At 59.7% G+C, this 15,412-nt stretch carries 8 protein-coding genes; 1 reads left to right on the top strand and 7 read right to left on the bottom strand.

Translation table 11 applies throughout. The features are described 5' to 3' along the window. Positions 1-3: 3 nt before the first annotated feature. The 5 genes from ONB25_08410 to ONB25_08390 all read right to left on the bottom strand — a co-directional run bounded on the left by ONB25_08410 (position 4) and on the right by ONB25_08390 (position 11,537). Positions 4-2,622, bottom strand: coding sequence for a S9 family peptidase (locus ONB25_08410; protein MDZ7392900.1), 2,619 nt, complete (start codon positions 2,620-2,622; stop codon positions 4-6). A 119-nt stretch (positions 2,623-2,741) separates the two neighbouring features. Next, positions 2,742-6,053: a PDZ domain-containing protein gene (locus ONB25_08405; protein MDZ7392899.1), complete on the bottom strand. Its 3,312-nt coding sequence runs from the start codon at positions 6,051-6,053 to the stop codon at positions 2,742-2,744. A 209-nt stretch (positions 6,054-6,262) separates the two neighbouring features. Then, the gene (locus tag ONB25_08400) at positions 6,263-8,416 is read right to left on the bottom strand and encodes a M14 family metallopeptidase (protein ID MDZ7392898.1); all 2,154 of its coding nucleotides are present in this window, start codon (positions 8,414-8,416) and stop codon (positions 6,263-6,265) included. 28 nt (positions 8,417-8,444) lie between these two features. Next, the gene (locus ONB25_08395) at positions 8,445-10,367 is read right to left on the bottom strand and encodes a M14 family metallopeptidase (protein MDZ7392897.1); all 1,923 of its coding nucleotides are present in this window, start codon (positions 10,365-10,367) and stop codon (positions 8,445-8,447) included. 78 nt (positions 10,368-10,445) lie between these two features. After that, positions 10,446-11,537, bottom strand: a complete 1,092-nt coding sequence (locus ONB25_08390; protein ID MDZ7392896.1) for an N-acetylmuramoyl-L-alanine amidase — start codon at positions 11,535-11,537, stop codon at positions 10,446-10,448. Between the two features lie 782 nt (positions 11,538-12,319). Here ONB25_08390 and ONB25_08385 point away from each other — a divergent pair. Further along, positions 12,320-13,510, top strand: coding sequence for a ChaN family lipoprotein (locus ONB25_08385; GenBank protein ID MDZ7392895.1), 1,191 nt, complete (start codon positions 12,320-12,322; stop codon positions 13,508-13,510). Between the two features lie 66 nt (positions 13,511-13,576). Here ONB25_08385 and ONB25_08380 read toward each other — a convergent pair whose 3' ends face one another. After that, positions 13,577-14,395: a class I SAM-dependent methyltransferase gene (locus ONB25_08380; protein MDZ7392894.1), complete on the bottom strand. Its 819-nt coding sequence runs from the start codon at positions 14,393-14,395 to the stop codon at positions 13,577-13,579. Between the two features lie 46 nt (positions 14,396-14,441). Beyond that, positions 14,442-15,412, bottom strand: a 971-nt coding sequence (mgrA, locus tag ONB25_08375; protein ID MDZ7392893.1) for an L-glyceraldehyde 3-phosphate reductase, incomplete at its 5' end; no start/stop codon positions are given.

Below are 15,412 nucleotides of genomic sequence, written 5' to 3'. Positions count from 1 at the left end.
AGTCTACTGCTTCTCGCCGTACATGCTCTCCCACCACTCCGGCTGACCCTTGAGCCAGCGATCAAACCAGGCAAGGATCGTCTTCGTCCAGCGAATCCGTTTGCCATACTCCATGATGGTGTGGTCCTGACCCTCCACCTGCACTAGCTCCACAGGCCTCCCCAACAGTTTAAGTGCGGTGTAAAACTGGATGCTCTCCCCTGGTGGAACATTGGTGTCGGCCGTACCATGGAGCAGCAACAGCGGGGTCCGCACCTTGTCAGCGCTAAACAGGGGGCTCTGGTCCACGTAGATGTCCTTTCTGTTCCATGGAAAGCTGTGCGCAGTGGCGGTGGAGCTATACAAATAGCCCCAGAAACCTTCGCCCCAGTAAGAAGCGATGGAGCTAATGCCCGCGTGAGCCACCGCGGCGGCGAACATGTCCGTCTTGGTGGTCAAGAGCATGGTCATAAAACCACCGTAGGAGGCACCTATGCACCCAACCCGCGAACTGTCCACAAACGGGTGACTGTGGACGAACTGCCGGACGCCATCGATAATCTCCTCGGAGACGATCTTGCCCCAGTCATTGACATGAAGCGCGGAAAAAGCCTGACCGAAACCGGTGGCGCCACTTGGTTCAAGCACGTAGACCACATACCCATTGGCCGCCCACAGCTCTTTGGGGTAACGACCGCCAAAGTCCTTTGTGACGGGGCTTGTTCCACCGTAGTAGTAGACGATGCAAGGGTACTTCCTCGTCTCATCAAAGTCCGGAGGCAGATAGATATGTCCGTCGATTCTCTTCCCTTGAGCGGTCGTAAAATTCCATGACACGCATGACCCAAAGCGTACGTGCTGGTAGAAAGCAGCCGCAGGGTCTGCGAACACCCTGGCGCGCCTCCTCCGGAGATCAATGAGAAAGGCCCTAGGCGGAGTCGACGGCGAGGAACCCAGGTAAGCAGCCACGGGGGCGCGGTCTGCGACGTGTAGACCGCCGATAACCTCTGCTTCCGTCTCCAGGGGATCGAACTTTTTACGAAGGAGGTCGTAGCGGAAAAGACGGACTGAGGCGCGATCGGTGGCCACAAAGTAGATGCAAGGTTCAGTGCGGCTCCACACTGCTTGGGCAATGGAGGGGTCAAAGTTTCTGGTGATCGGGTCCACCTTACCCGAACTCAAGTCGTAAATGAAGGCCTGGGTGTCGTACTCGTTGGGCGTGGCCCCATGAGGCACCACATTGCCGATCCCATCGAACGCTGAGGGGCCGCCCAGCACGAGGAGCCTGGAACCATCCGGAGACCACTGCGCGCTAGAGGTCCAACCGCTGGTCCAAAGGGAATCTACAGCCATCGTTGTAAGGTCAAGCACATAGTAGGTCGTCTTCGAGTAGGGGCGCTCCGTAAAGTCCTCTCGGGAACGGGTGAAGAGAAGCTTGTGCCCATCTGGGCTAATGCTGTGCAGTTCGGTGCTCAATGAGCCTGCAGTCAACCTTGTGCGCACACCCTGGGGTACGGTCAACAGGTAAAGGTAGCTCCGGTGACGCCAGGTGGGCCACCTGTCGGGCATCCCTTGTAATCTCTTGAGCCCGGTCTTGTCCGGCTCCGGCTTCTCCGTCACTGAGTATACGACAAAGCTCCCGTCTGGTGACCAGGTGTAGCTAGCAAAATCCGCCACATCGCGCAACAGAGCAGTTGTTGTTCCCTCTTCCAGATCGACCAGCCAAAGTGTGGTGGCTTCTTTTTCGGTCGTGGTGTATGAAAAACGCTTTCCCCGCGGGGCCCATGTCAACCGTGCCATCTTCAGACCGCGGTAGGTCCCCACGAGCCGCCCATCCTGCGTGCGGCGAACTTCAATCCACTCCTCGCTTGCCTCGCCTGGTAGCCTGGTTTGGCGAATAGTCACCGCCGCCAGCTCCCCATCTGCCGAAAGGGCAATGCCTTCTGGGCGCGGAGCGTCCATCAAGTGTCGGATCGACATCCGCTGCCAACGTTCAACGGTAAACCGCACCTCCTGGTCCTCCCACCCCTCCGGCAGCTCGAGCACTCCGTCCACGGTCCAAGGACTGCCACAGTCAGGGTCTTTCAGCGCTTTGATGAGCAAGAGATGCACGCCTGTCTCCAGCTCCACGCTCTTGCTCTGACCGGCGCTGTCCGCCTTGGCACCCGAGCCCTTTTGGGTCAACACTGTCTCGCCATCCAGGAAAACTTGAAACAGATGCGGGCTGCGCACCACCAGCTTAGCCTTGGCAAAGCGCCGAGCGTCGATGAACGCCGCCACATAGCACAGCTCAGGTCCTGGAGTCCCCTTGGGCAGAGCGATGCCTAAACTGTCCACAGGCACTGTGCGCCACACCAGCCGCCGTCCTCCTTCCCATTCGACGGTCTGTCCTGCGGACGGCCACCAGTCCCTCAGCTCCACCTGCGCAAATTCCAAGAGGCTGGCGAGGGTGAATGCCTCCCCTTTTGGGCCCTTGATCTCATGGTAGAGGGGAAGATGAGTGGGCACAGGTCCTAATTGGAGCCATTGCGTGACACGGATCTTCCCCCCGGCATGGACGCCCGACGCTAAGCCTCCCGAGACCAGCAGGCACATGAGCACCGTGACTGACCTTGTCACAATAGATCCTTTTTCCCTATGCATTGGGGGCCTCCTACCCTGTCGACCTTGCGAGACGAGGTTCACTCCACACAGATATGGACGAGCGCCATGTCCACTCCGGACCTGGCGCTCGTCTTGTCAAGGCAAGGGTTTGCCGCTGGCTACTTCCTTTCGGCCGCTGGCACCTTCACCGGATACGGTGGCGGAGGTGGAATGGTCTTTTCTTCAGTCTCCAGCTGTTTGAGAATGACCTCTATGGCTTTGTTTAGCTGCTGGTCCACCCCTGCAAACTCCAGCGCCGGATCGTTGTCCACGACAATGTCTGGCTCCACGCCCACACCCTCTATGATCCACTCTTTGCCTTCGATGTCGTAGCGTGAGAACTCGGGCTTATTCAGCGTGCTCCCGTCCAGCAGGGGCAACGAGCCCCGAATGCCCACGACACCTCCCCACGTGCGCTTCCCAATGAGCGTGCCGAGCTTGTGCTGCTTGAAACGGAAAGAGAACAAATCTCCGTCCGAAGCGGAGAACTCGTCACATAGGCACACCTTCGGCCCCCAGAGCATACCACTGGGGTCAACCGAAGGCGAAGTGTTGCGGGCGATGGTGATCATCGCGATCTCGCGACGCAGGCGCTCGATGAGCATGGGCGAAACGTTGCCGCCGCCATTTCCTCGCACATCGATGATCAGCCCCTTCTTGCGTAGTTGCGGATAGTAGTACTTCACAAACTCGTTGAGCCCTCGTACCCCCATGTCCGGGACGTGGATGTAGCCTACCTTCCCACCGGTGGCCTGGGTCACCTTGCGGATATTCTCCTCGACCCAGTTGAAGTAGTAGAGATTCGCCTCATCGGCGATGGGCACCACAGTCACCTCCCGCGCGCCCTTATCGCTGGGTTCGCCGTTCAAACGGAGCTTCACCTGCACGCCCGCCTTGTTCACCAGCGCCTCGTAAATGTTCGCCATCTGGGTGGTCGGTCTGCCGTCTACGGCGATGATGAATTCACCTTCTCTGGCCTCAACACCAATCTCCGTCAGTGGGGAGCGCAGCGATTTATCCCAGTTCTGCCCGCGGAGGACCTTCTTGATCTGGAAATACCCCGAGGGGTGTCTGACCAGCTGCGCGCCCAAAAGCCCGGTTTGGATACGTTTGGGCCTTGGCATGTCGCCACCTGTGATGTAGGTGTGGCCGCAGTTAAGCTCGCCGATCATCTCGCCGACGATATAGGCAAGGTCGGCCCCATGGTTCACATGCTTCACCAGCGGCCGGTACTTGTCCCGCACTGCCTCCCAATCCACACCGTGCATGTTGGGCGCATAGAAGAATTCGCGCATCTGCCGCCAGCACTCCTCGTACACCTGTGCCCACTCGTCTTGTCGGTTGAGCATCACCTGGAGCCCGGAGAGGTCCAGCTTGTCCTTCACTTCGATTTTGCCCTTAGGCAGGTCAATGATGGAATAGGACTGCCCTTGGCGCACCAGCATCTTCTTCTTGTCGGCGGAAATCTCATACCCGTCAACCTGCCCAAGCTCGGTTTCCTTCTCCTTGTCAAAGTCGTACAGAAGGAGGACTGGTTTCTCATCACTGCTGCCGCTGCGGATGTAGTACAGGGTGGAACCGACGGAGGCCAAACTGTGATAGCTGGCGGCCTTGATCGGCAACCCCACCACGCGCTCCTTAAGGCCGTCTGCATCTACCCGCACAGTGACCGGCTCTTTCTTCTCTTCCTTTGGCTTTTCCTCCTTTGCTTTCTCTCCTTTTGCGGGCTTTTTGGCGCTCTCCTCCTTCTTGGCCGGTTCTTGCTCCGGCGCAACGCTCACCTCGTCGCTCTTGGGGGCAAATGGCGATTTTACGTCCTTAGCCAGAGTGACCAGATAGATGCGCGCCATGTCGCGATAGGCGTGGTTCCACTCCGTCTGGCTGTAGATGGGGTTGAAATCACGGTCGGAGACAAAGAACAGGTACTTTCCATCGTCACTGAAGGCTGGCGCGCGTGAGGCATACCAGCCGTCGGTCACCTCCAACGTCTGGCCGCTCTCCAGGGAAAAGAGGTAGATCTTCTGCATGCCTTCCTCTTCTGGCCGGGCATAAGCAATCCATTTGCTGTCAGGCGCCCAGCAATAGTCCCTGATCTCGAATGCCGTGGCCTTCGCCACCTCTTTGATCATTCCGCTGGCCACGTCCACGTAGCGAAGCCGTTGCAAGCGGTCACTCCACATGATCTTGCGGCTGTCGGGCGACCAGACAATTTCGTACTTGTAGGTTCCCTCGTGGCTGGTGACCTGGCGGGGAGTGCCGCTGCCATCCTGGGCCACCAGGTAGATTTCGTCCTCTCCCGTGGCATCAGAGATGTAGGCCACCCATCGGCCATCAGGGGACCATGTGGCGGAGCGATCGTGGATCCCGGAGGAGTTGGTGAGGTTGCGCGTCGGCCCCTTTTCGGCTGGCACGGTAAAGACCTCGCCGCGCGCGCCAAAAAGCGCCCTTTTCCCATCCGGGGCAATCTCATAGTTGGTGATGTTCTTGCTCACGTCCACAAGAGTGGGACGTCCGGTGGGTTGGTCGTCCGCGATAATGATCGGCACCTTCGCCACCTGCTCGCTCGCCAGATCAAAACGGTAGATGTAGCCGGCGTATTCAAACACAATGGCATCATGGCCCAGGGACGGAAACTTGATGTCAAAATCGGTAAAGTTGGTGAGCTGCCGGGTTTCTTTCGTGTTCAAGTCGTACACGTACAGATTCATGCGTTCGTGCGGGTCGCGATCGGACAGGAAGTAGATACGTTCACCGTGCCACATGGGGATGATGTCCTGCGCCGGGTGGTTGGTGATGTTTTCGCTCTTCTTCGTCGCAAAATCATAGACCCAGATGTCATCGGCCATGCCGCCACGGTAGCGCTTCCACGTGCGAAACTCGCGAAAGACCCGGTTGTAGGCAAGCTTGCGGTCGTCCGGTGAAAAGGAACAGAATCCGCCGCGGGGCAGCGGCAGCTGCTCGGGCAGCCCCCCCTCGATGCCCACCAGAAAAAGCTCACCAATGAAGGAGTTAAACGACTTCATGCGCGAGCGGAACACGATCTGTTGGCCGTTATGCTTCCACCCCATGACGATGTTGTTGGGGCCCATGCGATCTGACACGTCATCGCGCCCCAGCGTGGCGGTGATGGTGAGACGGCGCGGGACACCGCCCTGGGCGGGCATGAGGTAGACTTCGGTGTTGCCGTCGTACTGACCAGTGAAGGCGATCCACGTGCCGTCCGGCGAGAAGCGGGGGAACATCTCATAGCCCTCATGGCTGGTCAGCTTGCGCGCCACCCCACCGCTTGCTGGCACCGTGTAGAGGTCGCCCGCATAGGTAAAGACAATCTGGTCGCCATAAATGGCAGGAAAACGCAGCAGGCGCGCCTCCTCTTGCGCGTACAGGCCAAAAGCCGCAACGATGACGATGAATCCCACGATTCGCTTCATGTTTCATCCTCCATGCGATGTTCGTCTGGATCTCGACCCTTTGCCACCCGCAGGCAGAGGCTAGCTCCACGCCAAAGCTACGCAAAGGCCACTGAGCACCGTCGCGAGGCTGATTCGCCTCGGCCCAGCCATCGGCCAGCATTCAGGCGCACCCGGAAAGATAACGGCGCAAGCGTCATCCCGTGCGCCCTGATTTTCCCCGTCTGGGTTCACCACCGCACCTGCACCGTCTTGCTCGCCACTCCTCCCTTTTCCGCCACGACGCGCAGCTTGAGCGCGCGGACTCCGCTTCCCATCTTCACCAGCCACATGCCTGTAGCTTTGTCGGGCTCAGAATCCGTTTGCAAGGCGCCTTCTTCCTCCTGGGACGCCGCCCTGCCCCCGCGGGCGCGCCGCTCTGCACGTGCAGGCTCCTCCCCACGTTCCCGTGCCGCAAGCGTCTTGGTGAGCGTCCCCTCCGGGTTCCCCAGGCGGAGCACTTTCGGCATTGAAAGGATTTCCAAGGGTCCCCCTTCAGCCTCAAGGTAGGCGAGCACGGCGCGCGGTGGTTGTTGCGCGTAGCGGGTGACACGGCCCAATGCAGTGCGCGTGCCCACCTGCCCCACGTTCTGCACGGTGACTCTTAGTTGAGCCAGCAAGAGGCTTCCACCACTGGCCTTCCCTGTGGAGAGCACGACGCTACCATCTTGGGCGGTCGTGGCGCTTGCCTCCCCTGCACCTCCGACCACCTGCAGTGGCACCACCTCAACCTGCGCGATAGTGATGGACGGGGTGAGCTCGGCGGCCTCTACCACAAAGCGGGCTTGCTCTGTGCACACCTTTTCCAGCCAGCGACCTGGGGGCGGGTTCCTCCGGTAGAAATCTACCCAGCCACCCACTTCCACCTCGCCAAGTGTCGGATGCTGCAGCGGCCGCCATGGCACGAATCCCTTGCCCTGCCATTCCTGGGCAAGGAAGTCCAGCCATCCGCGCTCCTCGCGCACCTCCCGTGCCCCACTGTCCGCCGTAAAGAACTCCTGCGGCAGCGTCCACACGCTGGGGCTCAGTGCGTACACGCAATAGTCCTTGTAGGCCCAATCCAAGAATGTCCCATACTGGGGCTGGCGGCCCTTGGGTCCGGCAAGGGACTGTCGCCCTCGCCCTTGCCGCAGCTCCTGCAACCTTATCAACTTATCAATGGTCTCCTGGGTGATCCCATACTCCTGGATGTAGGTACGCGCCTCAGGAGAATTGGCCAGGTCGCGGATATTGCCCATGCGCAGAATCTGGTCGACGCTGAGCTCGCCAGGCAGCTCTCGTGCCAGCGCACGCCGCAGCGATTGCTCTTCTGCGGCAGAGGTGTCCCGTGCGCCCTCCTCCGGAAACCCGTGCGTCATGCCATAACCGGTCGCCTCCCGGTATCGCCGTGCGTAGAGCTCGTACACATCCTTATCCAGGCGGGGCATTTCTTCGTCCTTGAGCCCGTCGAAGGGGCGGTAAAGGAAACCGTCGCCCGACTGATACACGATCACCAAGGCCACGTTCGGGTGGTCTGTGAGAAAGTGCATCAGCGCTTCTGTCTCCGGTTCGGAACCGGGATACATCCCCGACCCAGACACTTCTGTGTCCAGTTTCCACCCCACCGGAAAGTTGGCATTGAGCAGGACGCCACCCGGTCCGTCTTCGTTGCAAGCGCCGTCGTTATCGTTGTCCAGCCCCTCGGTGAAGAGCCGGTAGGTTGTTCCAAGGCGCGCCCGCCCCGCACGCGGCACCATGATGCGCGGATCCTCCGCACTGGTCACATAGTCTCCATGCTCGTCTTTCACTCTCATCTGGGCTATGGCCCCATCCTTGTCCAGATCGTCGGGTCCGTCTTCGTCCACACGGCCATCGTGGTCCTCGTCCGTGGGGCGCGCATTAGGGGCTGCCGCCCTGCCGGGAAACCTCACGCTCATGTGCAACGCGTCCGGATTGGGCATCGGCCACACATACAACGTCCGGGTGTCGACGAGCTGGCGTACGCGCGGGTCGGTCGCGTAGTTTGAGAGCACATGGTCCAGTACCGCCAGGGCTACTTCCGTGCCCACGGGCTCGTCACCCCGCAGACTGCCCGCCACGAAAATCGCCGGCTTTTCATCAGCTGCACCTGACTTCCGGTTGGTCACTTCCATGACCCACAGGTCTCTGCCTTGAATGCTTTTTCCGGCGGACCACAACTGGGCAACATCTGGGTGGCTGGCCTTGAGGGCCCGCAGCAATGCCGCCACCTCCTCGTAGTCGTGATACTTGTCCAGGCTCACCTTGCCGGCGCCAGCTGTGGTGTACGCGAAGGCGACGGTCGCGATCACCACGACTGCCAATGGGAGTGAAGCTCGCATTCTCATATCCGCCTCCATCCGTTTCGGGCAGACTTCAGTCTACAAATCGCACCGGTATCGTCTTTCTCGCTACACCACCGCGCTGGCTGTCGTATTCCAGGGTGATGGCGCCGTTCTTCGTGTGACTCACCCTTACCAGAAAACGGTAGCTTTGACTGGAACGCCCCCCGAGGTAGCCCACTTCGATCTCGCTGGGCGACTCAGTAGTGAAGCCGGAAATGCGGCCCAAGGTGTTCGGAGGGTCTGAACGGCCAAGAATCTGTACGCCATTGGCCCCCTTAATGCGCAAGCGATCTGGGCGGGTGGCCTTGATCTTTACCGCCTGCGCCGTCGCCGTGGGGATGACGCTATGGTTGCGAATCTCCACATCCAACCACGCCAGTACCCCCTTTTCCGTTTTGAGGTCGCCCGACCTAATACTCAGGACATCGGTTACGGGGCCCACGTCGCCCTGCGCTGCTTTAGCGAAAGAGCAGATGGGAGTAATGCTCGTTCTGACGAATTCCAGGCGTGGCAATTCGCTGGCCACGTACAGATGAAAGCGGGTATTCGCCAGGCAGTGCTCCTCAAGAAAGCGTGCAGGGGGCGAACGACGCACGAATTTGGCGTAGCTGCCGCCAATCTCAATCTCGCCGAGCTGCGGATGGTTAAAAGGCTTCCAGTCTATCCATCCCTCCCCATTGAGTTCTTCGTCCACCCAGCGCAGTGCCTCTGCCTCGCTCACCTCACCGTCACCGTTGTAGTCGGCAGGGATCCCCCAAAGCTCGATCAGAAACGACGGGGCGCCGTACATGTTGTACGTCCAGGGTGGAAACTGACCCACACCGCCATTGAGGGTGGGGCGGTACTTGAGGATCTGCACGCCCCGAGCGGCCAAAGTCTGGTACATGGCCAGGTCGCGTTGCTTGTGCTCCTCCACCGTCACGTTCAAGAATCCTTCCATGAGTTTCTGCTCTTCTGGGCTCAGGGGCGGCAGATCCAGTTCACCGCGCTGCCGTCTCTCTGCCGGTGCAGTAGTCTCCATGCGCGCCTCTTTCCCCAACGCCATCATGATGAGATTGCCGGCGTTGTGGTAGTGGAACACGCCATTAATGTTGGGGTGAGTGCGGAAGAACTCAATCACGCCTTTGGTCTCGGGTTCCGAGAGGGGAAAGGGCCAGCCGTTCTGCACGCCGTAGTCGTAGGGGAAGTTGCGGGCCATGTCCAGGCCGCCCGGGATGTCTTCGTTGATAGCGCCATCGCCGTCGTTATCGATGCCCTCCGTGCCCAAAAGGGTCCACCCGCCCGGGGGCTCCCCCGGCTTGCAGCGCACCATGAGCCGTGGGTCCTCGGGGCTGATCTTCCAACGCCCAAGGGGGTCTCTTTTGCGCATCAACGAGATCTCGCCGTCACCGTTAAGGTCCTCCTCGGGGTCTTCATCGTAGAGGCCATCCCCGTCATTATCGATGGGGCGATAGTTCCAGCGAGGATGGTGCATGGTGTTCGGCTCGGTGATGAACGAATTCATCGCGTCTGGGTTCACCGACGGCCGAATGTAGAAAACCACCCGATCCACCAAATCTGTTACAAAGTCGTCGTGCCCGTATCGCGTGAGCAGGTACCAACAGCTGTACAACGGCACCATCATGCCGTTCACTTCATTGCCATGGATGTTGCCGTCGATGTAGAAGCCTGGCTTTTCCAGAGTGTCCCCTTTGGCGAAGTTGGTGATTTCCATCACCCACAGCTGGCGTCCCATGCGGCTTTTGCCCGTGGAGTAGAGCTTTGCCAGTTTAGGGAAACGGGCGGCCAATCCCTTGAGGATGTCAGTCATCCCCTCATAGTTCTGGTAGGTCTTCCAGTTCACCAAGAAGCTTTCCTCGCCATGGCTCTTGCCCGGTGAGCGCACTTGGCCGCTCGCCGCCATTGTCAGGCAGAGGAGCTGTGAACCAACAATGGCAATCCAGCGCCATCTCATCGCTTTGTCCTCCCTGTTGGAGTGCGCCAATCGCGCAGATAGTCCAGCAAACCTCTCCCCTTGGCTGGGTCCCAACTGTCAGGGGCCGACACAATCGATTGGCACATAGTGCTCGTGGGCGCGCAATTCGGCCATTTGTGACTCCCGCGCCATCCCCAAAAGGCTCAACAGTCGTGCACGCCCTAAGTGGCATTCTCTGGCCAGATATGAATCGGGGAAGGAGCGCGCAGAGCGTGTATACAGTTCGTAGGCGAGACGCAGGGAATCCAAGTCTTCCTTCACAGACAATCGTCGGGCTCTCAGAACATCCTCGTGCCACAGTTGCGCCACCGGGCTCATGCGTGCTGCCTCCTGGAACACGCGAAAAGTGTCCACCTGGACTTTACTTCCCTTGGGCAGAATGGGGAGAACCTCTTCGCGGAAAAATCTCTCCAGCCCCCTCACATAGGCCTCTGCTTCGCGACGGTTGTAGGCGGCCTGTTTCAAACGCTCTTCCTCCGCCGGATTGGTGAAGAAAGAGGCCTCCGCGATGACGCCGGGGATGCCATAGGTGCCGCGCAGGACTGCTGTCCCAGCTGCGGGGAAGATGGTGTGATCCGAAACCAGGCTCAAGGGTGCCTGTGGGCTATGCAGGGCACAGGCCAAGGCGCAGATGAGACATTGTCCCAGCCTTACGCTGGCCTGGTTTTCCGAAGCGTTGCCATGAAAATAGACCACCGGGAAGTTCACTGACGTGTCCGCGGTGGCATTGTGGTGAATTGAGAGGAAAACATCTGCCCGACCTTCTATCGCGCAGCGCGCGCGGTCTGTCAGGGGAACGTCAGCATCTTCCGTACGAGTCATGAGGACTTTTGCCCCACGCGCTTCCAACAGGCGGCGCAGAAGCAGGGCAACGCGGAGGTTGATCCATTCCTCTCGTTCGCCTGTAGGACCCACGCGAAAGGTGTCGCTTGCAGCGGTGCCACCGTGCCCTGGATCGAGGCAGATCACCTTGCCCGTCAGTATGTTCTGCCGTGAAGAGGCGAGAGCTACCACCACCAACGCGACCGCCATACAGAGGCCAACCGTGAGTGGGCACATAGCTTTGGCCAGCGCGCCGCGCGCTGGCTGCCCAGGGGCACCCACATGATGGGAAAAGCACCCTTCCCGACTGAGCCCACTCGTCGACACGCTTTACCTCCTGACCATGCGCGCAGGCCAGCCCACTCCATCCGCCTTGGGGCTCGCATTGATACAGGATTTTAACCATTTCGAAGCTGAAAGTCAAGCAGAATCTCCAGGTCGCACTGAGAAGACAAGGGGTCGTCCCTTTTCAACAGCCGGGCTTTGCAGCGCAACCGCTTCCTGTTTTCCGGGGCCCCAGGAGCATGGGGCAAATGCTCGGCGTGTGGTGAGGGTCACGCCCCTGCGCAACGCTTGCCACTCTGGGGTTGAATCGCTTCCGACGTGCTCGGTCTCGACGAAAGGGCGATTGGGGCGCATGAGAACGGAGGGTAAGGGTCGGCGTTTCTCAGCAGGCCTCTGTACATCGCTGCCTATACCTGAGGCACGGGGCCACGGCTGGCCAACAGAGTGCCCCCTGCGTGGGGTTTCCCTCTGTACCTCGCGGACTGACGCGCCTTTGCACATGCAGTTCCTGCCTTACCCATTTCATCCTCCAGGTGAAGGGCTCTTTGTGACCACGATCCCGCCGATGGTCCCAGGTCACCACGTGCAAGAGCGCAACCGTACGCCCACTTCGGCATCGGCCATGTATCTCGGGCCCGTGGTGCTTCGCTCTGCTTAGGGCCCACCTCCGCGAGTTATCGCTCAGGGCTACCCCTCTCCTCACCCGAAACACCATGCCCATTCTCATCGTAACAAGGATGCAAGCCGACCTGTGCATCCACGGAATAGCAGACCCCGATCGGTGTCCGCGCGGTGAAAATGTCGACTGCGGAAAAGGAGGTCTCATGAACCGCACGATTCAGCTGCCCACATTTGCGGCGCTCTTGCTGGTAGGCGTCGCCGCCACCGCACAGCAACCGCTCGACACTAGCGTCTTAGCCCGCCTTGCCGAGTACATCAGGGCCCACTATCAGAGTCCTGAGGACTATGTTCTGAGCAAATTCGAGGACCATGACATTGTCTTCCTGGGCGAGTGGCATCGCGTCAAACACGATCCGGAACTCGTGCAGAGACTCATCGCACGCCTGCCTGAGGCGGGGGTGTACTTCCTCGGCATCGAATTCGCCCGGAGGATAGACCAACCCCTTGTGGACTCCCTCATTAGGGCTCCGGACTATGACGAGCGCCTTGCAGCCCTGATACTTTTCAAGCACGACGTCTTTTGGGGCTACCAGGAGTACGCAGACATTTTCAAGGCAGCCTGGCGATTCAATCGTTCCCGTCCCCAAGGCGCGCGGGAGTTCCGTATCCTCGGCCTCAACAACGCACCAGACTGGAGCCATATCCGCAGCGAAAAAGATAGAGACAGACCCAGGGTGATGACCAAGGTCTGGCATGGCGAAACTGAGAAGGACTGGGCAGAGGTCCTGGTGAAGGAGGTGCTTACCCGGGGTGACAAGGCACTCGTCTACTGCGGCAGACATCACGCCTTCACGGAGTACCGGCAGCCACGAGTGGCAAGGGGCAAGTTTTACGGCTTCGGGGACATGAGGGTGGGAAACCACATCTTCCAGAAGATTGGCAAGCGAGCAATAACCATTTGCCTTCACGCTCCGTGGTTCAGTGCCGAGGGATATGACAAGCCGCAGGTCCTTGCGGCGGACGGCTACATCGACGCAGTGTTGGCCCTCTTGGAACCGCAGTTTCAGCGGGCAGGGTTCGACGTGGCCGGCACCCCATTTGGAGAACTTCCCGGCGAGACAGGCGTCTACAAGCACGGCTACTCGCGCTTCAAGTTGAAAATGATTTACGACGGCTACATCTGCCAAGGCCCGTTGAGCTCGTACAAAGGCGTGACGCCAATTCCTGGGTTTGTCAACGAGACGAACCTGCACGAAGCGCGAGCGCAATCCCCGAGTCCGCAGTTTAGGAACGCTACCGCAGAAGATTTCATGAAGGCTATCGTGGAGGCTGCTGAGATCCCACGGCAGCTTTGCCACCTCACTGGCGCACAGCCAACTCCAAGGAAGGACTGAAACCGGCCAGGCCGGTGCTCTCAGTGAATTGTTGGGCCCCAATAGCAAAGCTCGTTGCTGCGACCACTACACCTTCGCCGTGGCAAAGAGGTAAAGTCCCCACTCGCGGGAGGGTCGCGGAGAGGCAAGCAGACGAAAAAGGGCGCGAGGTATGCGGTCCCCTACAGGATGAAAAAGCAGCGGCACCAACGTGAAGAGACCCTGGATCTGCACCTGCCTAAATCCCACTCGCCGGCAAAGTTCCGCGAAATAGGCACCAGTCCAACGCTCCTCGTAGCCATAGCTGCGCGACACGATTCCACGCGCGGCTGTTCGTGGCCAGAGCAGCCGCCGGTGCACTACGAGCTCGTGGAGCACGCTGTACGCCATCCAGTCCTTGCGCCGCGCGTTCGGCACTGAGATGACGGCTGTACCTCCGCGCGCAACCAAGCTCTTCCAATGCCCGACAACTTGCTCATGTTCAGCAAAATGCTCGAGGAGTCCGAATGATATGATGCCGTCAAACACCACCGTCTTGAACGGCAAGTGAACCGCATCGGCCACCACCGCCAAGCTGCGCCCTGCCATGCGGCATGTTCTACCAGCCGTCGCCACAGTCGATGCCCGGAGCAGGTCGACCCCCACACCGGTCACCCCAAGACTCAGGAGGTATTCGGTCCACCGGCCGTCGCCGCACCCGATATCCAGCACTATCTGCCCCCTGTGAAACGTCGTCGCCAGGATTCGTTCCACCTGGCGGTCGTAAGCAACGGCAGTGTACTCAGCTATGTTGGTCCACAACGGTTTCGGAAGGAAGCGGCGGTGCCTCCCGTACCGCTCCCAGTGGCGGACAGCTGCCGAACACTCATCATTTTCCATTCTGTGCCCTTTCAGGTCCAGCGACACACGCCACCTCTTTGCCCAAAGGCCGGGCGTGCGCGCCTGCGACTGCTCAGGCAGCCAGAATCTCTTCGATCCTCTGGAGCTCCTCGCGTGAAAACTCCAGGTTCTCGAGGGCCGCCACGTTTTCTTCGAGCTGGGAGACCCTGCTGGCCCCTATGAGCGCCGAGGTCATCTCCGGATGACGGAGCACCCATGAGAGGGCCATTTGGGCCAGAGTCTGACCCCTCACCTGTGCAACTTTGTTCAGGCGCCGCACCTTCGCCAACACCTCCGGGGTGATCTGGTCCGGCCGCAGGAAGCCGTGCGGTTTGCCGGCGCGGGCATCTGAGGGTATGCCGTCCAGATACCGGTTCGTCAGAACCCCTTGGGCCAGGGGCGAGAAGGCAATACACCCCACACCCAGTTCCTCAAGAGCGCTCAGAAGTCCATCCTCAACCCAACGCTCAAACATGTTGTACTTGGGCTGATGAATCAGGCAATGCACGCCCATCGCCTTGAGCATGGTGACCGCCTTTCGGGTCTCCTCGACACCATAGTTGGAAATGCCCACATAGAGCGCTTTCCCCTGGTGGACCGCATGCGCCAAGGCCCCCATGGTCTCCTCCAGCGGCGTTGCGGGGTCAAAGCGGTGGCTGTAGAAGATGTCCACATAACTCAGCCCTAAACGTTTGAGGCTCTGATCAAGGCTAGCCAAAAGGTGTTTGCGCGAACCCCACTCGCCATACGGTCCTGGCCACATGTAGTAGCCAGCCTTGGTGGAGACAATGAGCTCGTCTCGGTGTGCAGCCAAGTCGTGGCGCAGGATTCTGCCAAAGTTCTCCTCGGCACTGCCGGGAGGCGGGCCGTAGTTGTTGGCCAAATCAAAGTGGGTGATACCTAGATCGAATGCCCGCAGCACGATGGCACGTGCGGTGGTGAAATCGTCCACGCCGCCGAAGTTATGCCATAACCCAAGCGAAATGGCCGGAAGCCTGACGCCGCTCTTCCCGCAGCGGCGGTAAAGCATGTGCTCATAGCGGT

It is taken from the genome of candidate division KSB1 bacterium, assembly GCA_034506335.1.
Taxonomy (GTDB): domain Bacteria; phylum Zhuqueibacterota; class Zhuqueibacteria; order JANLFK01; family Oleimicrobiaceae; genus Oleimicrobium.
The sequence above is the reverse complement of the archived record's forward strand: the minus strand, read 5'-3'. Positions and strand labels throughout refer to the sequence as shown.

Coding starts and splice junctions, on each gene's coding strand:
- ONB25_08410 (MDZ7392900.1), bottom strand. CDS start 2,622: ATGCATAGGGAAAAAGGATCTATTGTGACAAGGTCAGTCACGGTGCTC.
- ONB25_08405 (MDZ7392899.1), bottom strand. CDS start 6,053: ATGAAGCGAATCGTGGGATTCATCGTCATCGTTGCGGCTTTTGGCCTG.
- ONB25_08400 (MDZ7392898.1), bottom strand. CDS start 8,416: ATGAGAATGCGAGCTTCACTCCCATTGGCAGTCGTGGTGATCGCGACC.
- ONB25_08395 (MDZ7392897.1), bottom strand. CDS start 10,367: ATGAGATGGCGCTGGATTGCCATTGTTGGTTCACAGCTCCTCTGCCTG.
- ONB25_08385 (MDZ7392895.1), top strand. CDS start 12,320: ATGAACCGCACGATTCAGCTGCCCACATTTGCGGCGCTCTTGCTGGTA.